This is a genomic window from Streptomyces albiaxialis, from assembly GCF_039530985.1.
Classification (GTDB): domain Bacteria; phylum Actinomycetota; class Actinomycetes; order Streptomycetales; family Streptomycetaceae; genus Streptomyces; species Streptomyces albiaxialis.
Genome location: NZ_BAAAPE010000010.1, coordinates 75553 through 100335, shown reverse-complemented (window position 1 = coordinate 100335; position 24783 = coordinate 75553). Strand labels below are relative to the sequence as shown.

Genomic DNA, 24783 nt, shown 5'->3' with positions numbered 1-24783 from the left:
CCGTATCCTTACGAGGGAAAGCGCGGAACGATGCCGAGAACCGTGGACAAGGAAGCGCAGCGCAGGATCGTCGGCGACGCCCTGCTGGGACTCGTCTCCGAGCACGGGCTCGACGGCGTCAGCGTGCGTACGGTCGCCGCGGCCGCGGGCAAGTCGGCCGGCGCGGTGCAGAAGTACTTCAGCGGCAAGGACGACATGCTCCGGTTCGCCGCGGAGCTGGTGGGGGAGCGGGTCGAACACCGCATGGACGCCGTGGACCCCGAGGGCGGTACGGGCGCGGTGCTGCGGGAACTGGTTCTGGCCACCCTCCCCGTCGACCCGCCCCGGCGCGCGGAGGCCGCGGTGCGCCAGGCGTTCGCCACGCGTGCCGTGCACCACGAGGAGCTTGCGGCCATCCAGCGCGAGACGGACCGGGCGGTGCGGGCCGCGCTCACCGAGTGGTTCGAAGAGCTGTGGGAGCACGGCCGGTTGGAGCCCGGCGCCGACTGCGGGCACCTCGCCGACGCGGTGATCGCCCTCGCCGACGGCTTCACGATGCGCATGCTCTACGCCCCGGACGAGTGCGACTCCCTGGTCGCCGCGCTCGACACGGCGCTGGCGCGATTGGTGCCGGTGGGGTGAACGCCGGGGCCGGGGCCGGGGCCGGGGGCGCGCATGGGTCCGTCGTGTGCGGGGGGCCGGGGTGCGCCGGGGCCAGGGTGCGCGTGGGCCCCTTCCCGGCGGGGCCGTCAGGTGTGCTCGGAGACGAACACTGCCTGCGTGCCGGGCTCCAGGGCCTGGAAGACGTGGGGGACGTCGGCGGGATAGGTGACGTAGTCGCCGGGATGCAGCTCCACTGTCGCCTCCGTCGTGCCGACGAGGGCGCGGCCCGTACTGAGGATGACGTGCTCCACGACGCCCGGCATGTGCGGGTCCGAGTCTCGCTGGTGGCCCGGCTCGGCCGTGATCCGGAAGACGTCGCGCCGGGCGCCGGGCGGGCAGGCGGTCAGCAACGTCGCCTGGTAGTCGGCCTGGGACGAGGCGATGGCGGCGCCCTCCCCGGCGCGGACGACGTGGACGCTGGGGCGGGCCGGGGCGAGCAGCCGTCCGATGGGGATGTCGAGCGCGACGCAGAGGGCCCAGAGGGTCTCCAGGCTCGGATTGCCGGTGCCTGCCTCCAGTTGGGAGAGCGTGGACTTGGCGATGCCGGCCCGGCGGGCCACCTCGGTCAGGGACAGCTCGGCCCGGGTGCGCTCCCTGCGCAGCGCGGCCGCGATCTCCGCGAGCGGAGCCTCTCCCGAGGCGCCCTGCCCGGTGCCCTGCCCGGCACCCTTCTCCGTGCCCCGCCCGGTGTCCCGGCCTGAGTGCTGTCCCGCGCCCGTGCTGTCGCCTCGCGTCATGTGTTCGCTCCACAAGTCCACTGTTCGCCTTGACGAACGCCGTCGGTTGCGTTCATTCTATCGGTTATGCGTTCGTTCTGGAGAACCCTCGGTTGCGGGCCCCTGCGCGACATCGGTCTCGTGTGCCTGGCCGTCGGGCTCACGAGCGTGTCGTACGGGGCGATCGCCGTGGCCTCGGGCTTCCCCGTCTGGTTCCCGGCCCTGCTCGGGCTGCTGGTGCTCGCGGGCTCGGCGGAGTTCATGTTCACCGGCATCCTCGCCGCGGGCGGCGGTGTGCTCGCCGCCCTGCTGGCCAGCCTGCTCGTCAATGCCCGGCACTTGCCCTACGGCCTGGCGATACCCGAGGTCACCCGCGACGGCCTGAGCGGCTGGAGGCGCCTGGTGGCCACCCATGTGATGAATGACGAGAGTGTGCTCTTCGCCCTCGCGCAGCACGACCTCGCCCGCAAACGGGCGGCCTATTGGGCGTGCGGGCTCGGCGTCCTCGTCGTCTGGCCTCTCGGCGCGTTCTGCGGCTCGCTGCTCGGCGCGGTCATACCCGACCCGGACGCGCTGGGGCTCGATGCGATGTTCCCGGCCGCGCTCCTCGCGCTCGTCCTTCCCGCGCTGCGCGTGCGCGGCCCGAGGCGGGCGGCCCTGGCCGGGACGGCTCTGGCACTGTGCCTCACGCCGTTCCTCCCCGTCGGCCTGCCCGTACTGCTGGCCCTGGCCGGTCTGGTCCTCCTGCGCGGCACGCCGGGCCCCGAGCCACGGGAGGCCTCATGAACAACCCGGCCCTGCTCATGGGCGCCGCCCTCCTGCTGGCGGTGGGCACCTTCGCCTTCCGCTTCGCCGGGGCCGCGCTCCGCGCCCGCGTCACCTTCTCGCCGCGCGCCGAGAAGGTCCTGGAGGTCGCCGCGCTGGTCCTGCTCACCGCCCTCGTCGCCACGACCGCCCTCTACGAGGGAGCCGACGCGGCAGGCATAGCCCGCCCCGCCGGCGTCCTCACCGGTGCCGTCCTCGCCTGGCGCCGCGCCCCCTTCGCCGCGGTGGTCCTCACGGCGGCAGCGGTCACGGCGGCCCTGCGCCTGGCGGGCGTTCCCTGAGCCCGCGAGCCATGGGTCTCCGGGTCTCCGGGTCTCCGGGCCCCGGGCCTCCGGACCTCCGGGCCCCGAGGCTCTCTCGGGCCTCAGGGCCAACACCCCCACGCCACCGTGCCGCCGCGCCACCGTGCCGCCGCGCCACCGTGCCGCCGCGCCACCGTGCCGCCGCGCCACCGTGCCGCCGCGCCACCGCGCCGTCCGGTCAGAGCGCCGCGCCGCCCGGCTTCACCATGCCGCGGACCGTGCGGGAGTCGACGTACTCACCGAGGGCCGTCATCTCCCACTCGCCCGAGAACTGACGAATGAGCTTGCACATCAGCACACCCGTGCGGGCCTCGGACTGGGTGAGGTCGAAGCGGACCAGCTCCTGGCCGGAGCCGCCGTCGAGGAGGCGGCAGTACGCCTTCGCGACGTCCGTGAACTTCTGGCCCGAGAACGAGTTGACCGTGAAGACCAGCCCCGTCACCTGCGGCGGAAGGTCGCCCAGGTGGACGGTGATGGTCTCGTCGTCCCCCGCGCCCTCGCCCGTGAGGTTGTCGCCGGAGTGCTGGATAACACCGTTGAGGATCACCAGCTTGCCGAAATAGCAGGCGTCGACCTTCTTGCGGTTGGCGTCATAGGCGATGACGGAGGCGTCGAGGTCGATGTCCTTGGCCCGCCTGCCCGCGCGGAACGCGGGCTCCCAGCCGAGGCCCATCCGGACCGACGTCAGCAGCGGCTTGCCGCCCTTGACGAGGGAGACCGTCTGGTTCTTCTGGAGATTGACCCGCCCCTTGTCGAGGTTGATCTTGCCGGTGGACGACGGCGCGTCCGCCGGCGACGGAGCGGCCTGGGCGGGGGGAGCGGTCGGGGCGACGGGGGGTGCCGTCGGCTGCGGAGGCTGCGGGGCCTGTGCCGCCGGGGCGGGCTGGGGCGGCTGCGGGGCCGACTGGGGTGCCGGGGCCGGTTCTTCGACGTTGACGCCGAAGTCCGTGGCGATACCACCCAGCCCGTTCGCATACCCCTGGCCGACCGCGCGGACCTTCCACGCGTCGCCCCTGCGGTAGATCTCGACGATGACCAGGGCGGTCTCGGCACCGAGCTGGGGAGGGGTGAAGGTCGCCAGCACCGCGTTCGAATTCGCGTCGCGCACTGTCGCGGTGGGCTCGGTGCCCGCGAAGGTCGATCCCGGGGTGTCCAGGCTCGCGGTGACGACGACCTTCGCGATCTCCGCGGGAACCGAGCCGGTTTCCACGGTGATCGTGTCGGCGGCACCGCTGCTGTGCGTCACGCCGGGCGCGCTCGGCTGGTTGTAGAACACGAAGTCTTCGTCCGAGCGGACCTTCCCCTCGGGGCCCAGGAGAAGGGCTGAGACATCGAGCTTGGTGGGAGCGGTGACTTCCACGGCCACGCGAGGAGCGGGCAGCGGAAGGTTGGAGCCGGGAGTCATTGCCGTCATGCCGGGGGTAACGACCGGCCCGCCTTTGCAGTTCCTTTGCCCTCGGAGCCCGCGCATCCGTCCTCCGGACCTCCCCCTCCCTACCCTCCCCCCCTCCCCTCGCCCTCCGGGGCACGCTTCGGCCGGGCCCCCTCACCTCTTCCGGGCCCGCCGTATCTCCCGGGTTCGGCGGGCGACCGCGTGCTCGTCGAGAAGCGACTGGAAACCGGCGGAGCGTATACGGCGCACCAGGTCCTCGTAGCTGGTGCCCAGCGCCTCGGCCGTGCGCTCCAGGTGCCCGTCGCAGTCGGCCAGCCGCCGCAGCAGATGACCGCGCCGGATCTGGTTCTCCGAGAGGCGGAAGGTCTTGAGATAGGCCGTGCGCCCCTTGTGGTCGGTGATCAGCTCGCCGATGTGCTGCTCGCGCTGCCCCCGGTGGAACGGCGGCAGGAACCGGTGCAGCGCGAACGCACCCATCCGGGAGACCCGTTCGAACACGTACGGCGTCTCCAGCAGGTCACGGGCCATCAGCGAGTCGTGCGCCTCCCGCCAGGAACGCTCCTGCTCCCGCGCCGCCGCCCGCAGGTCCGCCAGCGTCCGGACGCGTCCCGCGTCGGATATCCGCGCGGCGAACTCCGGCACCGGAGCCCCGAAGAGCGCGTACTGATGGACCAGCTCTCCGTACAGGTCCTGGAGCAGCGAGGGGTGCAGCGCCCGGTAGTCCTCGGGGTGGGGCACGACGAAGGCGGCGGCCAGCGCGTCCGACGCGTACACCATCACGCCGCACTGGCCCGGGTGGATCTCGAAGATCCGCAGCGCCTCGCCGAGGCCGCGCACCTCCCCGCCCGCGTACGCGTCCTCCGCCCGCGGCGACAGGCCCCGGCGCAGCGCCTCGCGCGACCACTCGTCCCACACCGTCGTCGGGCCGCCGAAGTGCAGCGCCAGATAGCCCTCCAGCGCGAGATGGAGCGGCAGGAAGCGCACCCGCTTCTCGGGGCGGCGGCGCTTGGCCATGCGGTGGTGCCGCAGCGGCAGCCGCCGCGCCGGTACGCCGCCGAGCTGGGTCCCGTACGCCGCGGACTCCCCGCCGGGCCCGGGGCCCGGGCCCGTCCCGGGGGCGGCGTCGTCGCCGGACCAGTCGGCGACGAAGCCGTGCGGGATGTACGAGGTGTACTGAACGCCGCCGCCCAGGTCCACGCTGTCGGGGGCGAGGCCCGGCGCACCGTACGCCTCGCGGTGCAGGCGCAGGCCCTCCAGCGGCTCGTCGCGCACCAGCGGCACCAGCCGGATGCCGCCCCACACCTGTGCGGCGCGCGGGGTCAGGCCCGCCAGATCGATCCGGGTCATCGCGCGGCCTCCTCGCGCTCCAGGAACAGCTCCACTCTCCGGTCCAGATAGGCGCGCAGCTCGGGCAGGCCCGTGCGCCCCTCCGCGAACTGGGCCAGCTCCACCAGCGCGGGCAGGTCCTCCGCGTCCCGTATCCCCGCGGTCGGCACGCTCGGGGCCAGGCGCCGCACATCGAAACCGTCGGCGTCGAAGACCGGGTTGAGGTGGACCACGCTCGTCAGGCGGTCCGGGTCCAGACGGGTGCGCCAGACGCGCAGGACCTCTCCCGCCAGGCCGGGCGGCGCGTTGTCCCAGCCGTCCGAGACGATCACCAGGCGCCGAGGGGAGCACTCCAGGGCGTCGAGGATCCGGGTGCCGAGCGGGGTCGGGCCCCAGGGCCGCAGCAGCAGGGGATCGGTGGAGCCCGAGGTCCAGAACGGGCGGTACGCGCCGGGCCCCTCGCCCGCCAGCGCCTCCAGCAGGAAATGGCAGGCGAGCGCCACGGCCAGGGGGCGACGGCGCTTGACGCCCGAGCCCGAGGACGAATAGCTGTCGTCGAGCACGGTCGAGACCCGGCCCCAGGTGCCCGCGTGCGGTCCCGCGGCGCGGCGCGCGGCGGTCCGCAGCGCCGCGGTCAGCTCCCCGCGCCGGGCACTCCGCTCGTCGAAGGGAAGGGACAGGACATAGAGCGCGAGCCGCGTCAGCGGCATCACCGTCAGGTCCGCGCCGGGGCCCGTCCGCTGGGTGCGCAGCCGCTCCAGGCGCGTCATCCGGGGCGCCATCCGCTCCAGGAACGCGTCCCGCGACATGCCGTGCCGGGCCGCGAACCCTTCGGCGACAGTGAACGGCAGCTCATAGACCGCGGACTGCTCGTGGTGCGCGCGGCGATGGGCGTCCAGATACGCGTGCGCGTACCGGGGGCGGCGGCTCGGGGCGAAGAGGAAGTCGCCCAACTCCGCCGAGGGCAGAGGCAGATGCGCGTGGCGCGCCGTCTCCTTGAGACCCGCGCGGTACTTCACCGCATCGTGCGCCGGGTCGGGCCGGGCCGCGAGCCAGTCGCGCATGAGGGCACGGGTCCGGCGATTGTTGACCCGGGCGGCGCGGAGCGCCCGGAACAGCCGGTACACCCGCTGGGGCGGCAGGGCGGAGAGCCGCGCGGCGATGAGGCGCCCCTCGGCGTGCTTCTCGCCGGGGCCCGCCTCGGCGGACGTCCGCAGCAGGTTCATGGCGATCCGGGACGCGTTGTGATCGTTGATGTCCAGGGCGAGAGCCGCCGCGTACACCGGGCGGTAGTTGACCAGGACGTACTCGTGCAGGAAGTCCAGGGAGAGGCGCTGCTCGGCGGCGCCCGAACGGAACTCGCGCTGTCCGGTGGCCGTCACCGCCGCGTTCACGAACAGGAGCACGTCCTCGGCCGCGATGAGGTCGGCGTGCGTCTCCGTCCGCGTCGCCTCGGCGGTCTCCGCCGCATACGTCTCCGCCATGGTCACTCCCACAGGCACAGGGAAGGGGGGACCGGCCGGGGAATGGAGGCGTGGGCAGCGAAAACATTGCTTTAGAGGCAGGTCCCGAAAGCCACACCGGAGTCCCGCGGCCGGCCAAAGAAACGTAGCACCGGGGCATTTCCCGCCCGGCATGGTTTTCCACAGCCAACGGGCGCCGGTATGACTAATGGCTCGGCGTGACCGGGCTCAGCGGCCGTCCGTCCCGTAGTCGTCGTAGAAGCCGCGCCCCGTCTTGACGCCCAGGTGTCCCGCGTCGACGTACGACCGCAGCAGCTCGCGCGGGCCCGTGGGCAGGTCCGGGCGCTCGGCGGCGTAGTGGTTCTCGATGTCCAGGACGACGTCCAGGCCGACCCGGTCCATCATCCGGAACGGGCCGCCGGGCGTGCCCATGTTGATCTCCCACATGCTGTCGACGTCCTGCGGGGTGGAGACGCCCTCCGCGACCACGGCGAGCGCCTCGCGTTTGATGGCGGCCCAGATGCGGTTGAAGATGAAGCCGGTCGACTCCTTGTGCGCCTCGAAGGGGTGCACGCCGAAGCGGGGCAGCTCGCGCAGCAGCAGGTCGATCACGGCGCGGTCCGTCTGCCCGTCGGACATGATGTCGATCGCGTTCTGCGTCGGCGGCATGTAGAAGTGCGTGTTCAGCACGCGCTCCGGGTGCCTGACCTGATCCACGAACTGGCTCGACGCGTACGACGACGAGTTGCTGGCCAGGATCGCGTCGGAGTCCGCGAGCCGGTCCAGGTCACCGAAGACCTGCTTCTTGAGGTCGAGCCGCTCCGGTACGGCCTCGACCACCAGCCAGGCCCCGGACACCGCCGCCGTGAGGTCGTCCACGTGCCGGGCGTGCCCAGGGGTGCCGCCGTCGATCCTGGACGCGACCTCGCCGACGTGTGCCGCGACGTAGTCGCACGCGTCCTTCCCGGCCCGGGCCGACATGTCGAAGACGCGGACCTCGCCGCCGCGGGTGGCGAACATCAGGGCGATGCGCCGTCCGAGGGTCCCGGCGCCCACGACGGTGACCGGGCGGTTCTCGATGCCGGTGGGGACGGTGAAGGCCATCGTCTCGTCCAATCCGTGGGGCCGAGGGGTTCAGCCGGCCAGGTAGTCGTGCACGGCCTCGCCCTGGCCGAGGGACAGGTCGGTGAGGATGTGGGAGGCGCTGACGACCTCGTGGACGGGCAGGTCGGCGAGGGGCGCCAGGGCGTGCGCGAAGAGCTGGAGCCGGGCCGGGCCGCGGAACGCGCTCTTGACCGTGATGTCCGTGATCCGGGTCCTGGCCAGCTCGCAGATGCGGGGCCGCGCGTCGTATCCGGGCACCAGCTTGACCATGTACGTCGGGAGCGTCAGCTCGGCGCGTGCCTCTTCGGCGGCCAGGGGAACGTGCTTGTAGCCCATGGTCGCCGTGGCCACCCGGACCGTCCCGTAGTCGAGCGTGCCGACCAGGGTGTCGCCGTCGACATGGAGGCGCGGCGAACCGCCCTTCTTGGGGTACGCGCTCAGCTCCCGGCCGCTGGAAATGGCCGGGACGCTGTCGACGTACATGGCGAGACTGAACTCTCCGCGCTCGCCCTCGTGTTCGACCTCGATGAGCTGGCCCGACTCGGAGTAGGAGCCGAGCCCCGAGACGTCCGGCATCCGCATCACCTCGAACCGGACCAGGGGCTCCTTGACCGTGAGCGGCTCGGGGACGAGACGGCGCAGCGCGTCGAGGTCGGTGCGGTAGGTGATGTTCAGGTACTCGCGGTCGGTGAAGCGGTATCCGGCCGGAGGATAGGCCGGGCGGTCCACCGGGGTCGCGAAGGCCCCGGGGATGTCGTGTTCGCGCACGGGGCCAGTCTTCGCGCGCGGCGACGGGCCCGCATCCGGTGCGGGGCCAGAGGGGTGCCCCGCCGGTGTCAGCGCCGTTCGCGCGAGTGGCCGAAGAAGATGCGGTACGCGATCAGCAGCACCAGGGAGCCCGCAACGGCCGCGACCCAGAGCGAGGGGTCGACGAAGTTGTTGTCGATGGGCTTGTCCAGGAACGTCGCGGACAGCCAGCCGCCGGTGAACGCGCCCGCGATGCCGATGAGCGCCGTCCCGACGATGCCGCCGGGGTCGCGCCCGGGGAGCAGCACCTTGGCGACGGTGCCCGCGATCAGCCCCAGGATCAGCCAGCTCACGATGCCGGAGTGCGCGAGGTCCGAGAGGGTCGTGTCGGCCCCGGAGCCGTCACCGGACCCCGATTCGGAGCCGTCACCGGAACCGGACCCGGCGAGCAGACGGAGCTGATGGACCTGGTGGGCGGCGTGCGCGACGAGCATGGAGAGGGGCCTCCCGTGGGTGATCGGTTGCGTCCCCATCATGCATGCCGCGTCGGCATGTCCTCCGGGCGCGTCAGTGCGGCCAGATGGGCGGGTCCGTGCAGAAGGCACCGCCGATGTGGGCCTGGTCCGGCCGTGCGGTGTCCAACTCGCCCTGCTCGGCGATGAGTTTCGCGGCGTACGGCTCCGAGTCGTCCCGGGGCTCGTAGCCGAGGGCGCGCGCCGACGAGAGGTCCCACCACAGGCGGGTGTTGTCCGAGGACCCGTAGACGACGGTGTGTCCCACGTCCTCCGCGGTGAGGGCCGCGTGGAAGAGGCGGGCCCCGTCGGCGGGGCTCATCCAGATGGACAGCATCCGTACGGTCGTGGGTTCGGGAAAGCACGACCCGATGCGGACGGACACGGATTCCACGCCGTGCAGGTCCCAGTAGAGCTGCGCGAGGTCCTCCCCGAACGATTTGGACAGCCCGTAGAAGGTGTCGGGGCGGTGCGGGGCCGACACCGGGATGAGCGGGTCACCGGCGCCCGGTACGGGCGTGAAGCCGACGGCGTGGTTCGAGGAGGCGAACACGACGCGGCGTACACCCTCCTCCCGTACGGCCTCGTACAGGTGGTGCGTCCCCTGGATGTTGGCCCGGAGGATCTTCTCGAAGGGGGCCTCCAGGGAGATCCCCGCGAGGTGGAGGACCGCGTCGACTCCGCGTACGGCCTCGCGCAGCGCGTCCCGCGAGGCGGGGTCACCGATGTCCAGGGTGACCGCATCGGGCTCTCCCTCGACGGGCTGGAGGTCGAGCAGGCGCAGCTCGTACCCGTACCGCGGCAGCAGCTCGCGCATCAGGGTGCCGACGCCGCCTGCGGCACCTGTGAGCAGGACGGTACGGGGTGCGGGCATCGGCGGAATCTCCATCCGTGGACGCGGTTCATATATGGGGAAACGCTAGGGAGCTGCCCCGATGGCGTCAAGGGTGGCGTCGCGTGCCGCGTTCACCTGCGAAATCATCGGCTTGATCGGCTCGTTGGGGCCTGGGTGCGCCCTTGACCGGCCCGGAACGGCTGCTCTAGCGTGGCGGCGTTCAGGAATGTAGACGCAGATCAGAAACGTGCACGGTCGAGCGGCCCTGGAACGCCGGTGCCGCCCCGACCCGTCCGCCAAGGAGCGCCGGATGCCCTCGAACTCGTCCCTGTCGCCCACGCCGTCGCTCTCCGAGCGGCTGAGCGGACTGCTCTTCTTCCCCGTCACCGCGTTCGCGCCGGACGGCTCCCTCGACCTCGCCACCTTCCGCACGCACGTGCGCCGCGGGGTGGAGGCCGGGGCGGGCGCGGTGTTCGCCTGCTGCGGGACGGGCGAGTTCCACGCCCTGGCCCCGGGTGAGTTCCGCGACTGCGTCGCCGCGGCCGTGGAGGAGGCGGACGGACGGGTGCCGGTGGTCGCGGGCGCCGGGTACGGAACGGCGCTCGCCGTCGAGTACGCGGCCCTCGCCGAAGAGGCGGGCGCCGACGGCCTGCTGGCCATGCCGCCCTATCTGGTCGTGCCGAGCCAGGAAGGGCTGCTGCGCCACTACACCGCGCTCGCGGACTCCACCTCCCTGGATGTCGTCGTCTACCAGCGCGACAACGCCGTCTTCACCCCGCGTACGGTCGTCGAACTCGCGCGGCACCCCCGCGTCATCGGCCTCAAGGACGGCTACGGGGACCTGGACCTGATGCAGCGCATCATCACGGCCGTACGGAGCGAGGGAGCGCCGGGGGACCTCCGGGACTTCCTCTACTTCAACGGGCTGCCCACCGCCGAACTGACGGGCCTCACCTACCGCGTCCTCGGCGTCTCCCTCTACTCCTCCGCCGTCTTCTGCTTCGCGCCCGAGATCGCCCTCGCCTTCCACCGGGCGTTCTCGACGGGCGACGACGAGACCGTACGGAAGCTCCTCGACGGCTTCTACGTCCCCCTGGTCGAACTGCGCAACCAGGGCCGCGGCTACGCCGTCTCGCTCGTGAAGGCAGGCGTACGGCTGCGCGGACTGGACGTGGGGGAGGTGCGCCCGCCCCTCGCGGAGCCCGCGCCCGAGCACGTCAAGGAGCTGGGCGACCTCCTGGAGCGCGGTCTCGCGCTGGTGGGGAGCGCGTGATGCGGGCGGCGGCCTTCCTCTACCCCTGGGACGTCATCGGCGACCCGGCGGCGCCGGAGCGCCTCGCCCGCCTCGGCGTCGCACGCGTCACCCTGGCCTCCGCCTACCACTCCACCCGGGCACTCACCCCGCGCCACCCCTCCCACCGGATCGTCACCGCGCGCCACGCCGCCGCCCTCTACCCGCCCGACCCCGCGCGCTGGGAGGACCACGCGCTGCGCCCGTACGAGCAGGACTGGGTGCGCACCAGTGACCCCGGCGGGCCCTACGCGGCGGCCGCGCGGGAGCTGGCCGGCGCGGGCATCGAGGTGCGCTCCTGGGTGGTGCTGGCGCACAACTCGCGCCTGGGAGAGGAGTTCCCGTACATCACCGTCCGCAACGCCTACGGCGACCGCTACCCCTGGGCGCCCTGCATCGCGCGCCGCGACGTGCGCGAGTACCTGGTGAGCCTCGCCGCGGAGGCCGCCGTGCGCCCCGGCACCGGTACGCGCGGCACGGAGCTGGAGTCGTGCGGCTGGTACGGGCTCGCGCATCTGCACGCCCACGACAAGATCGGCGGGGTGGCGCTGGGTGGCGCCGCGCAGTACCTGATGTCCCTCTGCTTCTGCGACACCTGCGAGGAGGGGTACGCCTCGCTCGGCGCCGACCCCGAGCACCTGCGCACGGCCGTGACCGGGGCGCTGGAACCGGTGTGGCGCGGCGAGGACACGACGGCGGGCGTATCGGGCGTGCGGGAGGCCGAGCGTGCCGCCGTCGACGCGCTCCTGGGGCCCGACCGCGCCGCGCTGTTCGCCACGTGGCGGGAGCGCGCGGCGCGCTGGCTCCAGCGCGAGGCCGTCGCCGCCGTGCGCGCCGAGGCGACCCACGCGCGGCACGACGCGGAGTTCGAGGTGCTGCTGCACGCCGATCCCGCGGCCCACCGCACCGGAGCCAACGCGGGCACCGACCCCGACGACGTCCTCGCGCACGCCGACGGTGTCGTCGTGCCCTGCGCCGCCGGGCCCGAGGGGGCGGCCGAACGCGCCGACGCGCTGGGCCCGTTCGCCACCCGACGCCACCCGACGGGCCGCACCGGCGCGACGCTCGCCGCCAACTTCTCCGTCGTCACCGGCATGGGCGGCTCCCCGCGCACCCTCGCCGAGGACGCCGCGCACGCGCGCGAGCTGGGCGCCACCGAACTCCGGCTCTACCACGCGGGCCTGGCCTCCGACCAGGACCTCGACACCGTGGCGAAGGCCCTCATGGCGGTCACGTCCTGACAGGCCCCGTGCCCCGCGGGGGAGCGGCTCAGTCCAGGGCCTTCTCCATCATCCGCTTGGCGATGGGCGCGGCCAGGCCGTTGCCGCTGACCTCGGCGCGTGCCGCGTCCGAGTCCTCGACCATCACGGCGACGGCCACCTGCTTGCCGGAGGAGTTCTCGCCGTAGGAAGTGAACCAGGCGTACGGCGTCCCGCTGTTGTCCACGCCGTGCTGGGCGGTGCCCGTCTTGCCGCCGACGTCGACGCCGGGGATCTTCGCGTTGGTGCCGGTGCCCTCGTCGACGACGGTCTTCATCGCCGACCTGAGCTGCCGCGCGGCGCCCTCGCTCATCACCCGTCGCGACGAGGGGTCCGAGAGGTCCTGAAGGGTGGAGCCGCCCGAGTCCTGCACCTGGGAGACCATGTGCGGGGCGACCAGCTCGCCGCCGTGCGCGATGGCCTGCGTGACCATCGCCATCTGGAGCGGCGTGGCCGTCACCTCGTACTGCCCGATGCCGGAGAGCCCGGTCTGGGCCTCGTCCATCTTCTTCGGGTACGAGCTTTCCGCCGCGCGTACGGGCACATCCTGCTTGCTGTCGTTGAAGCCGAACTTCTCGGCCTGGGCCCGCACCTTCTCCTTGCCCAGGTCGGTCGCCAGCTTGGCGAAGACGTTGTTGCACGAGTAACGCAGCGCGTCCCGCAGGGTGGCGTTCTCGCAGGGCGCCGACGGGTTCTCGTTCTTCATGACCGTCGAGGTGCCCTTGAGCGTGTACGGGTCGGGGCTGTCGGTCTTCTCGTCCACGGACGAGTACAGGCCGTCCTCCAGCGCCGCCGCGGCGACCACCAGCTTGAACGTCGAACCGGGCGGCACGGGCTGGCGCATCGCACGGTTGAGCGTGGGCTGGTCCTCGTCCTCGGACAGCTTCTTCCACACGTCCGCGTCGGACGAGCCGCTGCCGCTGATTTTGGACGGGTCGAAGGAGGGGGTGCTGACCATGCCGAGGATCTCGCCGTTCGAGGGGTCGATCGCGACGGCGGCGCCCTTCTTGTCGCCGAGCGCCTCGTACCCGGCCTTCTGGACGGCGGGGTCGATGGTCGTCAGCACGTTGCCGGGCTTGCCCTGGTGGCCGGTGAGCGCGTCGAGGGGGTCCTTGAGCCGGTCGTCCGTACCGGTCAGCACGTCCTGGTAGATGCCTTCGAGCTGCGTCCATCCGCGCACCTGCGAGGCGAAACCGGTCACCGGGGCGTAGACGGGCCCCTGGGTGTACGTGCGCTTGTACGCGAGGTCCCCCTCGTGTGCTCTGGTCGACCCGGTGACGGGCTTTCCGGCCACGACGATGTTGCCGAACGGCTGGCCGTACTCCTCGATGGCGTTCCGCCGGTTGTCGCTGTCGTCCGCGAGCGCCTCGCCGTGCACGGTCTGCACCCAGGTGACCCGCGCCAGCAGGGCGAGCACCAGGAGCAGCGTGACGGCACCTGCGCGCCTGATTGTCCTGTTCATCCTGTACGAGAACGTGGCGGACGGGGAACGAGGTTCCGCCGTACTGGTTTTCTCAGACCATTTTCATTCGGTGCGATCCGGGTGTTTCGCGCACAGCAGTGCCGCGGCGCACTCCTCGACGGCCGTGAGGGCGTGCTCCGGAACGGTCGCACCCTCGCGCAGATGACGCTGGACGAGCGCGTAGGGGAGATCGACGATGGCGATCCGTACGCGCTCGACGGCCGCCGGGTCCTCGGCGGGGCCGTCCGCCGGGCCGTCCGCCGGGCTCTTCGCCGGTTCGCCCGCGCCCAGGCGGCGGGCGAGGGAGTCGACGGCGCTGAAGGCGCGCGCGTTCGCCTCCCGGAGGAGCCGGGTGGCGTGGGGTGGCCAGGAGGCGCGGCCGAAGTCGTCGGGCCCGTAGCGCAGGACCCGGGCCTCGGCGGGATGCGCGCGGCTCCACTCCACGGTGTGCCGCGCGGCGGCGAGCGCCGCGGCGCGCGGCTCGGGGCCCTCCAGCGCGGCGAGCAGGCCCGTGTGGAAGCCCGCCAGGGTGCGCAGCCAGAGCGCGGACAGGAGCGCCGGGCGGTCGGCGAAGCGGTGGTAGACGGAGCCGCTCGGGGCGCCCGCCGACTTGGCGACCGCCGCCATGGTCACGGCGGCCGGCCCTCCGGAGGCCGCCAGGTCGAGCGCGGAGTCGAGAAGCGTGGCGGCGTCGTAACGGGGTGGGCGGGCCATGGCAGAGGAGGGTAGCCTCTCCCGTATTAGAGAAGGCTCTCTAAAACTGGAGGGGTGACGCGCGCATGGCCGTGCTGAACGTGCACGAGAGGCGGCTGCCGGTGCCGGAATCCGGGCTGGCACCGCTGCTCGACGGGCTTTCGTCGGAGAACGACCGGGTGTGGCCGTCGGAGCGCGGCCAATGGCCGCGGATGGTGCTCGACCGCCCGCTGGGCGTGGGCGCCACGGGCGGCCACGGACCGGTCCGCTACACGGTCGTCGGCTACGCGCCGGGCCGCTGGGTCCGCTTCCGGTTCAGCGGCCCGAAGGGGTTCCACGGCTTCCACGAGTACACGGTGCACGCCACAGACGACCCGTCCAGCGCCGTGCTGCGGCACACGCTCGCCATGCGCGCACGCGGGCCCGCGCGGCTGGCCTGGCCGTTCGTCTTCCGCTGGTTCCACGACGCGGTGATCGAGGACAGCCTCGACCGCGCCGAGCGCGCCTGCGCGGGTACGGTCGCCCGGCCCGCGCGCTGGAGCCCCTACGTGCGGCTGCTGCGGAGGCTCACCCCGGGATGAGCCCGGATCCTCACCCGGGGGTGAGCCCGGATCCCCCCCCACCCGGGGTGAGCCCGGGGCCTCACCCCGGGGTGACGAACCCGTGCTCGTAGGCCGCGATCACCGCCTGGGTGCGGTCGCGCGCGCCGAGCTTGGCGAGCACGGCGGCCACATGCGTCTTCGCCGTCGCGCTGCCGATCGCCATATGGTCGGCGATCTCGCTGTTCGTCAGGCCCTGCGCCATCAGGCGCAGCACGTCCGCCTCGCGCGCGGTGAGCCGTTCGCGCAGGGCGCCCGCGCGGTCGGCGCGCGCGTGGTGGGCGGCGAGGGAGCGCACGGCGGCGGGGAAGAGCAGGGAGTCGCCGCGTGCGATCAGCCGGACGCCCGCGACCAGTTCCTCGGCCGTGGCGCGCTTGAGCAGGAAGCCGTGGGCGCCCGCGCGCAGCGCGTCGTAGACGTAGGAGTCGTTCTCGAAGGTGGTGACGACGAGGATGCGGGGCGTGGGGTGGCCGGGGGTGGCGAGGATCAGCTCGGTCGCGCGGATGCCGTCCACCTCGGGCATCCGCACGTCCATCAGCACGACGTCGGGGCGGAGTTCGCGGACGAGCGAGACCGCCTCGCTGCCGCTCTCCGCCTCGCCGACCACCTCGATGTCCGGCTCGGCGCCGAGGATCGCCCGCAGCGCGTTGCGCACCATGCGCTCGTCGTCGGCGAGGACGACGCGGAGCGGCGCGGCGGCCTGCAGGCCCCCGTCCCCGGTCCTGTTCCTGTTCCCGTTCTCGCTCCCGTTCCCGGCGGGGGGCGTCGTCACCGGGCGTCCTCCTGCCGTTCCTGGCGCGCCTCCGCGACGAGGGGGAGCTGGGCGGTGAGCCGCCAGACGCCGTCCCGGGCGCCAGCGGCCGCGGATCCGCCGAGCAGTTCGGCGCGTTCCGCGATGCCGGGCAGCCCCCGCCCGCCCGTGGCGGCCCTGACGGCGCTCACGGCCGGGACATGGCCCGTCGCCCCGCCGGTCAGCGGGTTCCGTACGTCGATCTCCAACTCCTCGCCCTTCCTTCCGTTCCTTCCGTGCTGCCGTGCCCGTGTCTGCCGACGGGTCAGCCGGATCCGTACGGGGGCGCCCTCCGCGTGCCGGAGTGCGTTGCTCAGGCCCTCCTGCACGATGCGGAACGCGGCGCGCGACGCCTCGTCCGGCAGTCCGTCCAGCGGCTCCATGCCGGGGCCCAGGTCCAGGTCGATGGCGGCCCCCGTCGCGCGGCTGCGGGCCAGCAGCCCGTCGAGCCCGGCGGCCAGGGTGGGCGGCCGTGCCGCCTCGCCCTCCGCCCGTTCCGCGGAGTCCGCGCCACCCCGCAACACCCCGAGGACCGCGTCCAGTTCCGCCACCGCACCCCTGCTCGTCTCCTCGATCGCCGCCAGCGCCTCGCGCACGAAGTCCCGGTCGGAGTCGAGGAGCCTCCGCGCAGCCCCCGCCTGCAGGCTCACCGCGCTCAGCGCGTGACCGACCGAGTCGTGCAACTCGCGGGCGAGCCTGTTGCGCTGCGCCAGTTCCGCGGCGCGGCGTTCGGCGGCGGCCAGCCGGTCCTCGGGGGTGGGTCCGAGAAGCGGCGGGGCGCAGCGCGCGAGCAGCGCCCCCGCGCCGTACGCGCACGCCGTGAGCGCCAGCAGGAGCGCCAGCCCCGCCGGGGGCGCGGTCCACACCATGCCGCCGTCGAGATTCCAGGGCCAGCCCCAGTAGCGCACCCGTACGGCCTCGGAGAACGGATAGGCGCACAGCACCACCGCCATGGGCGGCACGGCCAGTGTCGCGCCGCTCAGCACCGCGCCCAGCCCCGCGTGGAGCGTGAACCACGCGGACGTACGCCAGCGCGCCGCCCACGAACGCGCGGGAGAGGCGTCCAGCGTGGCGCCCGGGACGCAGGCCAGGGTGCGTGCCGTCGTCGCCTCCAGCGGGCGGATGAAGGGGAAGAGCACGGCGGTCGCGGCGACCAGCGGAAGCGCCAGTCCCAGCCCCACGAACTGCCAGGACGGCGTCGAGGCGAAGGGCTGCACCCGCGGGTTCCCGATGCCGATGGCCACCATGACCAGCAGGTAGTACGGCGTCATCAGCGCGCCGCCCTGCAACAGGTGCACCCAGCGCAGGCCGAGCCATCGTGCCCGCTCACGCACCCTCACGCGCTCTTTCACGCGCCTCCCTTCCCCGTCCGCACAGTCTGCCCTGCCGCCGCCCGTGCCCTCGCGTGCCTCCGTGCCCTCCCGCGCCCGGTCATCCGACTTCCGCGCCCGCACGCACGTCCGCACGCGCGCCCGTACGGGCCTCCGCACCCGCACCCGTGTCCGTCCGCACCTCCGCACGCGTCCGTACGCCCGTACCCCCGTGGCGGATCAGCGCCCGTGCCGTCAGGGCCGCGAGCAGCAGGCCGACCGCCATCTGGAGGCCGTAGGCGCACTGCGCGAGCACCGTCGCGCTGTCGCCCAGGACACGGCCACCGCCCGAGAGCACGCCCATCAGCAGCCAGCCGCCCCAGCACGCCATCACGCCCGAGCCGGCCCAGGCCGCGGCGAGCGGCTTCCAGAGGCGGGGGTTGCCGCGGCCGAGGACGAGCCAGGCCGTTCCGGCGACGGCGAGCAGGATGAAGAACAGGTACGTCAGCTCGACGATGTGCGTCGAGGCGTCCCGCTGCTCCACCTGTTCCGGCGCGAGGCCCGTCGTCGAACCGGCCGCCCGCATGGCGTACATCACGGCGAGGGGCAGCGCGCCCAGCACGGCGGCCGACAGGGCGGTGCGCGTACGGGCGGAGGGGCGCGTCGGTCCGGGCAGGGTGCGGACGCGGGCACGCCGCAGTGTGCCCCAGCGCTCGCGGACGTAGAGCACGAACAGCGTGCCCAGGACGATGCCCTGCACGCTGAAGCCCGTGTAGACGGTCGCCCACACCCAGTCGTCGAGCAGGGCGTCGGCTCCCTTGCCGTCCGATCCGCCGTTCGACCCGCCGCCCGAGCTTTCCGTACCGCCCGTCAGCCATCCGTGCACCGTCTGGACGGGGAACGCCACCAGGATCGGTCCCAGCAGTCCGCTCGCGCCCCACAGGGGCACCGCCATGAGCGGCGCGGGCAGGCGTTGGCCCCAGGGGCGTGCCAGGGCCACGGCCAGCAGGATGACCGTGGCGTCCATGGCGACGGTCAGCAGATTGAGCGCCCAGAGGGTGCCACCGCCGTCCCGGAGGGTGCTGCCCTCCGGGATGCCGGCCGTACCGCCGCAGAGCCAGGAGACCTTCAGGAGCAGATACGGCAGGCAGGCGAGAGGCACCAGGGCCAGCAGCGCGTTCCGGGATTTCGTCATGCCACCACGCTCCCGGGCCCGCCCCCGCCGTACGTCCTGCCTGGCGGTGAACCGTCTCCGCCGCGCGGCGGAGACCGCGGGCGCGGCGCTCACTCCAGGGTCAGGTCCGTGACCACCGCCGCGTGGTCGGAGTAGAAGGGGCCCGGAGGGTGCGACCGCAGCCGGGTGCCGACCGTGAACGAACGGTCCGTCCTCAGCCGTTCTCCCCTGGCGAAGATGTAGTCGATACGGTCGAAGGGGCCGCCCTCGCTCCCTTCGGCCCGGCGCAGGGCGTTCCAGGAGGCGCCGGAGTCCGCGCACACGTCCGGATGCTTCTCCCGGAAGGTGTCGCGGAAGCCCGCCCGGGTGAGGAGACGTGTCGCCCTCAGGTCGTAGGACAGTCCGTGGTGTCCCGGGCAGCCCTCCCAGCGCGGTGTCCAGTCGGACGTGGGGACGGTGTTGAGGTCGCCCGCGAGGAGGACGGGGGCGCGGCTGCCGCCGAGCATGTGGGGGAGCTGGACGCGCAGGATGTCGCGCAACTGACGGGACTGTTTGCGGCGTTCCGCCCGGGCCACGCGGGAACGCGGATAGGGCAGTCGTTTTCCGTCCCGCGCGGCGACGGCGTTGGCGTTGACCATGTTGCCGACCCAGGGGCGGGAGAAGTTCAGCCAGGTGTCGACCAGGTTGAGCCGGCGTCCGCCCGGCAGGGCGATGCGCGCGCCGCCCGTGTTGAAGTCGCTGACCGTGTGCCCGCGGGGCACGGGGAACGTACGTTCCACGCGGTGCCGGGTGAAGATCCAGAGGTTGTCCTTGGTCTGGCCCTGCGGCCCCCGGGTGACCTGTACGGCGCGGTAGGTCCCCTTGCCCGCGCGTTCGGTGAGCGCCTCGCGGATCTCGTGCGCCGCGCCATAGGTCTCGATGGAGAAGAAGACGTCGGGGGAGAGGGCCACGAGCTGGTCCAGGAGCAGCGGAAGGTTCTTCTCGCCGCCCAGGCCCGGGTCCCGGCCGCCGTGGAAGATGTTCCAGGACAGCACGCGGATCCGTTCGGGAGGCGGTCCCGAGGCCGCCCTCGGGGCCGCGGGGGAGGGGAGGGCGGCGCCGCACAGGGCTCCGGCCGCGAGGACGGCCGCGCAGAGAGTTGTCCTTTTTCTGGCTTTTCTTCTCACCCTGTGATTGTGCGGTCACAGCCTCCGGGTGGCGTGGATCAGCCGGTCCCGCGCGTCGAAGAGCGCGTCTTTGATCATCTGTTCGTGCGCGGGCGTCAGCCGGGCCACGGGCACCGAGCAACTGATCGCGTCACGCGCGGGCGTGCGGTACGGGATGGCGACGCCGAAGCAGCGCAGGCCGAGGGTGTTCTCCTCGCGGTCGACCGCGTAGCCCTGCTCGCGGACGAGGTGCAGCTCCTCGATGAGCTGCTCGCGGTCGGTGAGGGTGTGCTCGGTGAGCTGCGCGAGGGTCTCGGGCAGCATCTTGCGCACCTGCTCGTCGCCGTACGTCGCGAGCAGGGCCTTGCCCAGCGACGTCGAGTGCGCGGGCAGCCGCCGTCCCACGCGGGTGAACGGGCGCAGATAGTGCTGCGACTGGCGCGTCGCGAGATAGACGACGTTGGTGCCGTCGAGCCGGGCGAGGTGGATGGTCTCCGTGGTGTCGTCGGAGAGCCGGTCGAGGGTCGGCTTGGCGGCGGCCACGACCTCGTCCCCGTCGATGTACGAGGTGCCGACGAGCAGCGCCCGTACGCCGATGCCGTACCGCGTGCCCGTCGCGTCCGTCTCGACCCAGCCGAGGTCGACCAGGGTGCGCAGCAGCATGTAGAGGCTCGACTTGGGGTATCCGACGGCCTCCTGGACGGTGGCCAGCGCGTGCATGCCGGGCCGGCCCGCGAAGAACTCCAGCAACTCCACCGTTCGCACGGCCGACTTGACCTGCGATCCGCCCGTCTCGGTAGCTGACATCGACCTTGACCCCTCTGTTCGCGCAGCCATAGAGTCCCTGCTGCATCGCGGAATTCACTGACAGGGACGCTGTTCAGCATACCGAACAACGTCGCGGTCGGGGCAGGCAACCGGGCAGGAGGACACGGTGGCTGAAGTACCAGTGTGGAGCGTTGACCCCCGGACCGGGAAGCAGCGCGAGCAGGTCACCACCGAGGCCGGGGCGGAGGACGTGGACCGCGCTGTGCGCGGGGCGCACGCGGCTCTCCCCGCGCTCGCGGACCGTACGGCGCGCGCCGTGCTGCTGCGCGCCTGCGCCGCCCAACTGGAGGCCCGCCGCGAGGAGATCGTCGCGACGGCCGACGCGGAGAGCGCGCTCGGCGCCGCACGGCTCGGCGGCGAGCTGACCAGGACGACCGGCCAGCTCCTGGCCTTCGCCGACGAGGTCGAGGACGGCGCGTTCCTCGGCGTGATCATCGACCACGCCGACGCCTCGCTCGCCCCGCCCCGGCCCGATCTGCGGCGCTACCGCATCCCGTTGGGCGTCGTCGCCGTCTACGCCGCGTCCAACTTCCCCCTCGCCTTCTCCGTCCCCGGCGGCGACACCGCCAGCGCGCTGGCCGCCGGGTGCCCCGTCGTCGTCAAGGCCCACCCCGACCACCCCGCCACCTCGGAGCTGTGCGCGAGCGCCCTGCGCGCAGCCGCCGTCGAGACGGGCCTGCCGGAGGACGTGCTCTCCGTCGTCCACGGATTCGACGCGGGCGTCGAACTCGTCCGGCACCCGCTGGTCGCCGCCGCGGGCTTCACCGGCTCCGTACGGGGCGGCCGTGCCCTCTACGACGCGGCGGCGGCCCGGCCACACCCCATCCCGTTCCACGGCGAGCTGGGCTCCCTCAACCCCGTCGTCGTCACCGCCTCCGCCGCGGAGGAGCGCGCCGAGGAGATCGGCGAGGGCCTCGCGGGCTCGATGACACTGGGCACCGGCCAGTTCTGCGTCAAGCCGGGCCTCGTCCTCGCGCCGCAGGGAGAGGCGGGGGACCGGCTGCTCGGCGCCCTCGCGGAGCGCGTGCGCGCGTTCGAGCCCGGGCCGCTGCTCGACGGGCGGATGCGCGAGGCGTTCCTGAGCGGCGTCACCGAGCGCGCGGGGCTCGACGGTGTCGACGCGCCCGTCCAGGCGGGCCCGGGGGCCGAGGGCCCCGACGACCGTACGGTCGGCGCGGGCGTCCTCACCGTGCCCGCGCGCCACCTGACCGGCGACGGGCCGCACGAGCGGCTGCTGGAGGAGTGCTTCGGCCCCGTCACCGTCGTCGCCCGCTACGCCGACGAGGCCGAGGTGAGCGCCGTGCTCGCCCGGCTGCCCGGCAACCTCACCGCGACCGTGCAGCTCGGCGAGGCAGAGGCCGCCGGCAAGGACGGCACGGGGGCGGAGCTGCTCGCGGCGCTGACACCGCTCGCGGGCCGCGTGCTCGTCAACGGCTGGCCCACCGGCGTCGCCGTCGCGCCGGCGCAGCACCACGGCGGGCCGTACCCGGCGACGACCTCGACGTCCACCTCCGTCGGCGCGACCGCCATGGAACGGTGGCTCCGTCCGGTCGCCTACCAGTCCACGCCCGAACCGCTGCTGCCGCCCGAGCTGCGGGACGACAACCCCCTCGGGCTGCCGCGCAGGGTCGACGGGCGGCGCGAGGGGTAGCGGTACGCGCCCCCGGGGAGGGGAGACTGGCGCCATGGAAGCCAGCTTCTTCGACAGCGACGCCGCCGCCCTCCTCGCCGCCGAGTTCGACCCCCGCCCCACCTATCTGAACACCGCCTCGCACGGCCTGTTCCCCTCCCGTACGGCCGACGCCGTACGGGAGGGCGTCACGGACATGGCGACCGGGCGGATAGACATGCCGCGCTACTTCGCCGTCGCCGACGAGGCGCGCGCCTCCTACGCCCGGCTCGCCGGGACGACGCCGGACCGGGTGGCGCTCGGCAGCGCCGTCTCCACGTACGTCGGGCTGATCGCCGCCTCGCTGCCCGGCGGTGCGGAGGTCCTCGTCGCGGACGGCGACTTCAGCTCCGTCGTGAACCCGTTCACCGTGCGCGACGACCTCAAGCTGCGCACCGCGCCGCTCGCAGGACTCGCCGAGGCCGTCGACTCCTCGACGGCGCTGGTCGCGGTCAGCGCCGTGCAGTCCGCCGACGGACGGATCGCCGATCTCGCCGCGATCCGGGAGGCGGCGGGATCGGCCGGGGCGCGGACGCTGATCGACGCCACCCAGGCGGTCGGCTGGTTCCCGCTGCGCGCCGACGAGCACGACTACGTCGTGAGCGCCGCCTACAAATGGCTGCTCTGCCCGCGCGGGGCGTCCTTCCTGACCGTCTCGGAGGAGGTCCAGGAGTCGCGTGCGCTGCTCCCGCAGCACGCGGGATGGGTGGCGGGGGCCCGGCCGTGGGAGAACACGTACGGCCCGGTCCGGCAGTACGCGCCCGACGCGCGGCGCTACGACGAGAGCCCGGCGCTCCTGTCGTACCTGGGGGCGGCGCGTTCGCTCGCGCTGGTCGAGCGCGTGGGGCGCGACGCGATCGGGGCGCACGACCGCGCGCTGGCGCGGCGCTTCCGCGCCGGGGTCGCGGGGATCGGTGCCGGGTACGAGGCGGTGCCGGGCGACTCGGCCATCGCCGCGGTGCCGGGCCTCGGCGGCGCAGCGGAGCGGCTGGCGGAGGCGGGCATCGTGGCCTCGGTGCGCGACGGCAACCTGCGCGTCGCGTTCCACCTCTACAACACGGAGGCGGACGTGGACCGCCTGCTGAACGTCCTCGCGGACGTCTGACGGCACGGCCGGACGGGGCTTCTCAAAGCGGAGCTTCTGGAAGACGGAGCTTCTCGAAGACGGGGCTTCTCAAAGGGGCGGGGCAGCAGCGCGACTGCCCCGCCCCTCACGCGGCGCGGTTCAGCTCAGACGGGCTGGCTCACCGGACCGGCGTGAAGTCCTGCGCGCCGATGTACTCAGGGCGCCGGACGGGGGCCGCGAACGGCTCCACGGCGGTGTTCTCCACGGAGTTGAACACGAAGAAGACGTTGCTCCGCGGGTACGGGGTGATGTTGTCCCCGCTGCCGTGCATGGTGTTGCAGTCGAACCAGACGGCCGAACCGGGCTTGCCGGTCCACTGCGCGATCCCGAACTCCGACGAGAGCCGCACCAGGGCCTCGTCCGAAGGGATCCCCGCATCCTGCATCTGGAGCGAGCGCTTGTAGTTGTCCTTCGGCGTCGCGCCCTCGCAGCCGAGATACGTCTTGTGCGACCCCGGCATCAGCATGAGGCTGCCGTTGTACGCGAAGTTCTCGGTGAGGGCGATCGACAGGGACACGGTCCGCATCCGGGCGAGGCCGTCCTCCGCGTGCCACGTCTCGAAGTCGGAGTGCCAGTAGAAGCCACTGGCGCCGAAGCCGGGCTTCACGTTGATACGGGACTGGTGGATGTAGACGTCCGAACCCAGGATCTGCCGGGCACGGCCCACCACGCGCGGGTCCGAAGCGATCCGCGCGAAAATGTCGCTGATCTTGTGCACCTCGAACACGGAACGGATTTCCTGCGACTTGGGCTCGACGATGGACCGCGCGTCCGCCTTGATCTCCGGGTCGGTCGTGAGCCGCTCCAGCTCGGACTGGAGCGCCGGGATCTCATCGGGCGCGAGGAGCTCGTCGAGGATCAGGAAGCCGTCCCGCTCGAACGCCGACAGATGGGCCCCGCCCATGGGGCCCGGCGTACCCGGCTCGGACCACACGACGGGGTCCTTCCGTTCGATCAGCACCTCGTGGGTGCCCCGGGTCGGGTACAGGTCGGCAGTGCGCTCGGGTGCGGTGGTCATGGAAGTGCCTTCCTCTCCTGTTCTGTTGAAGGTCCCTGTCTGTTCGATGGCCCTTTCTGTGGCCTACGGGTTGCTGGTCAGCCCTCTGCGGGCTCGGGCTCGGTGAGCAACGGGTACACACCGTTCTCGTCGTGGTCCTCGCGGCCGGTGACCGGAGGATTGAAGACGCAGAGGCACCGGAAGTCCTCCTTGATCCTCATGGTGTGCCTCTCGTTTCCGTCCAGCAAGTACATGGTTCCGGGGGTGATGGTGTGCTTCTCCCCGGTCTCGCGGTTCGTGAGCTCGGCCTCGCCCTCGACGCAGACGACGGCCTCGATGTGATTGGCGTACCACATGTCGGTCTCGGTCCCCGCGTAGAGGATCGTCTCGTGCAGCGAGAAGCCGACGCGCTCCTTCGCCAGCACGATGCGCTTGCTCTCCCAGGTGCCGGACGCCGACTTGACGTGGCGGTCGGTGCCCTCGATGTCCTTGAAGGAACGAACGATCACGGTGGGATGGTGCCTTTCTCTCTGCCCGTCACAGGTGATGTACCCGTGACGAGGTCCATTACGGGG

The 24783-nt window shown here is 72.8% G+C and carries 25 protein-coding genes; 8 read left to right on the top strand and 17 right to left on the bottom strand.

Annotated features, from left to right (window positions below; all coding sequences use genetic code 11):
• Positions 1-30: 30 nt before the first annotated feature.
• Positions 31-621, top strand: a complete 591-nt coding sequence (locus tag ABD343_RS20280; protein ID WP_344530186.1) for a TetR/AcrR family transcriptional regulator — start codon at positions 31-33, stop codon at positions 619-621.
• Positions 622-728: 107 nt separating this feature from the next.
• Here ABD343_RS20280 and ABD343_RS20275 read toward each other — a convergent pair whose 3' ends face one another.
• Positions 729-1379, bottom strand: coding sequence for a helix-turn-helix domain-containing protein (locus tag ABD343_RS20275; RefSeq protein WP_344530184.1), 651 nt, complete (start codon positions 1377-1379; stop codon positions 729-731).
• 66 nt (positions 1380-1445) lie between these two features.
• On the opposite strand from ABD343_RS20275, the gene ABD343_RS20270 reads away from it, so the two are divergent.
• Both ABD343_RS20270 and ABD343_RS20265 read left to right on the top strand, forming a co-directional pair.
• On the top strand, positions 1446-2144 hold the full coding sequence (locus ABD343_RS20270; protein ID WP_344530182.1) for an AzlC family ABC transporter permease: 699 nt from the start codon (positions 1446-1448) through the stop codon (positions 2142-2144).
• Complete coding sequence (locus ABD343_RS20265) at positions 2141-2464, top strand: AzlD domain-containing protein (protein WP_344530180.1); 324 nt, start codon at positions 2141-2143, stop codon at positions 2462-2464. The genes ABD343_RS20270 and ABD343_RS20265 overlap by 4 nt, the downstream gene beginning before the upstream one ends.
• A gap of 199 nt (positions 2465-2663) precedes the next feature.
• On the opposite strand, the gene ABD343_RS20260 is transcribed toward ABD343_RS20265, so the two are convergent.
• The 7 genes from ABD343_RS20260 to ABD343_RS20230 form a co-directional block, all read right to left on the bottom strand.
• The gene (locus ABD343_RS20260; protein WP_344530314.1) at positions 2664-3890 is read right to left on the bottom strand and encodes a TerD family protein; all 1227 of its coding nucleotides are present in this window, start codon (positions 3888-3890) and stop codon (positions 2664-2666) included.
• Positions 3891-4031: 141 nt separating this feature from the next.
• Positions 4032-5225 carry an ARPP-2 domain-containing protein gene (locus ABD343_RS20255; protein WP_344530178.1) on the bottom strand — a complete coding sequence of 398 codons (1194 nt, stop codon included), beginning with the start codon at positions 5223-5225 and terminating at the stop codon, positions 4032-4034.
• Positions 5222-6688: a hypothetical protein gene (locus ABD343_RS20250; RefSeq protein ID WP_344530176.1), complete on the bottom strand. Its 1467-nt coding sequence runs from the start codon at positions 6686-6688 to the stop codon at positions 5222-5224. Before ABD343_RS20250 ends, ABD343_RS20255 begins: the two co-directional genes overlap by 4 nt.
• A gap of 207 nt (positions 6689-6895) precedes the next feature.
• On the bottom strand, positions 6896-7771 hold the full coding sequence (locus tag ABD343_RS20245) for a 3-hydroxyacyl-CoA dehydrogenase family protein (RefSeq protein ID WP_344530174.1): 876 nt from the start codon (positions 7769-7771) through the stop codon (positions 6896-6898).
• A 30-nt stretch (positions 7772-7801) separates the two neighbouring features.
• Entirely contained in the window at positions 7802-8539 is a 738-nt protein-coding gene (locus ABD343_RS20240) for an acetoacetate decarboxylase (protein ID WP_344530172.1), read from the bottom strand.
• 68 nt (positions 8540-8607) lie between these two features.
• Positions 8608-8874, bottom strand: a complete 267-nt coding sequence (locus ABD343_RS20235) for a GlsB/YeaQ/YmgE family stress response membrane protein (RefSeq protein WP_344530312.1) — start codon at positions 8872-8874, stop codon at positions 8608-8610.
• A gap of 211 nt (positions 8875-9085) precedes the next feature.
• Positions 9086-9904 (bottom strand): NAD-dependent epimerase/dehydratase family protein, encoded by an 819-nt coding sequence (locus ABD343_RS20230; protein ID WP_344530170.1) that lies wholly within the window; start codon positions 9902-9904, stop codon positions 9086-9088.
• Positions 9905-10175: 271 nt separating this feature from the next.
• Here ABD343_RS20230 and ABD343_RS20225 point away from each other — a divergent pair, with 271 nt between their 5' ends.
• Together ABD343_RS20225 and ABD343_RS20220 are read left to right on the top strand one after the other, a co-directional pair.
• Positions 10176-11138, top strand: coding sequence for a 5-dehydro-4-deoxyglucarate dehydratase (locus ABD343_RS20225; protein ID WP_344530168.1), 963 nt, complete (start codon positions 10176-10178; stop codon positions 11136-11138).
• A complete protein-coding gene (locus ABD343_RS20220; RefSeq protein ID WP_344530166.1) occupies positions 11138-12397 on the top strand; it encodes a hypothetical protein in 1260 nt (419 codons plus the stop codon). Before ABD343_RS20225 ends, ABD343_RS20220 begins: the two co-directional genes overlap by 1 nt.
• 28 nt (positions 12398-12425) lie before the next feature.
• Here the strand turns inward: ABD343_RS20220 and ABD343_RS20215 are convergent, their stop codons facing one another.
• Both ABD343_RS20215 and ABD343_RS20210 read right to left on the bottom strand, forming a co-directional pair.
• On the bottom strand, positions 12426-13877 hold the full coding sequence (locus ABD343_RS20215) for a peptidoglycan D,D-transpeptidase FtsI family protein (RefSeq protein WP_344530164.1): 1452 nt from the start codon (positions 13875-13877) through the stop codon (positions 12426-12428).
• A gap of 63 nt (positions 13878-13940) precedes the next feature.
• Positions 13941-14591 carry a TetR/AcrR family transcriptional regulator gene (locus tag ABD343_RS20210; protein WP_344530162.1) on the bottom strand — a complete coding sequence of 217 codons (651 nt, stop codon included), beginning with the start codon at positions 14589-14591 and terminating at the stop codon, positions 13941-13943.
• Between the two features lie 65 nt (positions 14592-14656).
• Between ABD343_RS20210 and ABD343_RS20205 the strand changes: the two genes are divergently transcribed.
• On the top strand, positions 14657-15151 hold the full coding sequence (locus tag ABD343_RS20205) for an SRPBCC family protein (protein ID WP_344530160.1): 495 nt from the start codon (positions 14657-14659) through the stop codon (positions 15149-15151).
• A gap of 61 nt (positions 15152-15212) precedes the next feature.
• Here the strand turns inward: ABD343_RS20205 and ABD343_RS20200 are convergent, their stop codons facing one another.
• From ABD343_RS20200 to ABD343_RS20180, 5 genes are all read right to left on the bottom strand, one after another.
• Entirely contained in the window at positions 15213-15875 is a 663-nt protein-coding gene (locus ABD343_RS20200; RefSeq protein ID WP_344530310.1) for a response regulator transcription factor, read from the bottom strand.
• A 62-nt stretch (positions 15876-15937) separates the two neighbouring features.
• Positions 15938-17293: a sensor histidine kinase gene (locus tag ABD343_RS20195; protein WP_425578231.1), complete on the bottom strand. Its 1356-nt coding sequence runs from the start codon at positions 17291-17293 to the stop codon at positions 15938-15940.
• Positions 17294-17390: 97 nt separating this feature from the next.
• Positions 17391-18464 (bottom strand): hypothetical protein, encoded by a 1074-nt coding sequence (locus ABD343_RS20190; RefSeq protein ID WP_344530158.1) that lies wholly within the window; start codon positions 18462-18464, stop codon positions 17391-17393.
• 89 nt (positions 18465-18553) lie between these two features.
• Positions 18554-19477 (bottom strand): endonuclease/exonuclease/phosphatase family protein, encoded by a 924-nt coding sequence (locus ABD343_RS20185; protein ID WP_344530156.1) that lies wholly within the window; start codon positions 19475-19477, stop codon positions 18554-18556.
• 147 nt (positions 19478-19624) lie between these two features.
• Positions 19625-20395: an IclR family transcriptional regulator gene (locus ABD343_RS20180; RefSeq protein WP_344530154.1), complete on the bottom strand. Its 771-nt coding sequence runs from the start codon at positions 20393-20395 to the stop codon at positions 19625-19627.
• 127 nt (positions 20396-20522) lie between these two features.
• Between ABD343_RS20180 and ABD343_RS20175 the strand changes: the two genes are divergently transcribed.
• Both ABD343_RS20175 and ABD343_RS20170 read left to right on the top strand, forming a co-directional pair.
• The gene (locus ABD343_RS20175; protein ID WP_344530153.1) at positions 20523-22067 is read left to right on the top strand and encodes an aldehyde dehydrogenase (NADP(+)); all 1545 of its coding nucleotides are present in this window, start codon (positions 20523-20525) and stop codon (positions 22065-22067) included.
• A gap of 34 nt (positions 22068-22101) precedes the next feature.
• A complete protein-coding gene (locus tag ABD343_RS20170; RefSeq protein ID WP_344530151.1) occupies positions 22102-23190 on the top strand; it encodes an aminotransferase class V-fold PLP-dependent enzyme in 1089 nt (362 codons plus the stop codon).
• A gap of 139 nt (positions 23191-23329) precedes the next feature.
• Here the strand turns inward: ABD343_RS20170 and thpD are convergent, their stop codons facing one another.
• Both thpD and ABD343_RS20160 read right to left on the bottom strand, forming a co-directional pair.
• Positions 23330-24229 (bottom strand): ectoine hydroxylase, encoded by a 900-nt coding sequence (gene thpD, locus ABD343_RS20165; protein ID WP_344530149.1) that lies wholly within the window; start codon positions 24227-24229, stop codon positions 23330-23332.
• Between the two features lie 77 nt (positions 24230-24306).
• Positions 24307-24717 (bottom strand): ectoine synthase, encoded by a 411-nt coding sequence (locus ABD343_RS20160; protein WP_344530147.1) that lies wholly within the window; start codon positions 24715-24717, stop codon positions 24307-24309.
• Positions 24718-24783 lie beyond the last annotated feature (66 nt).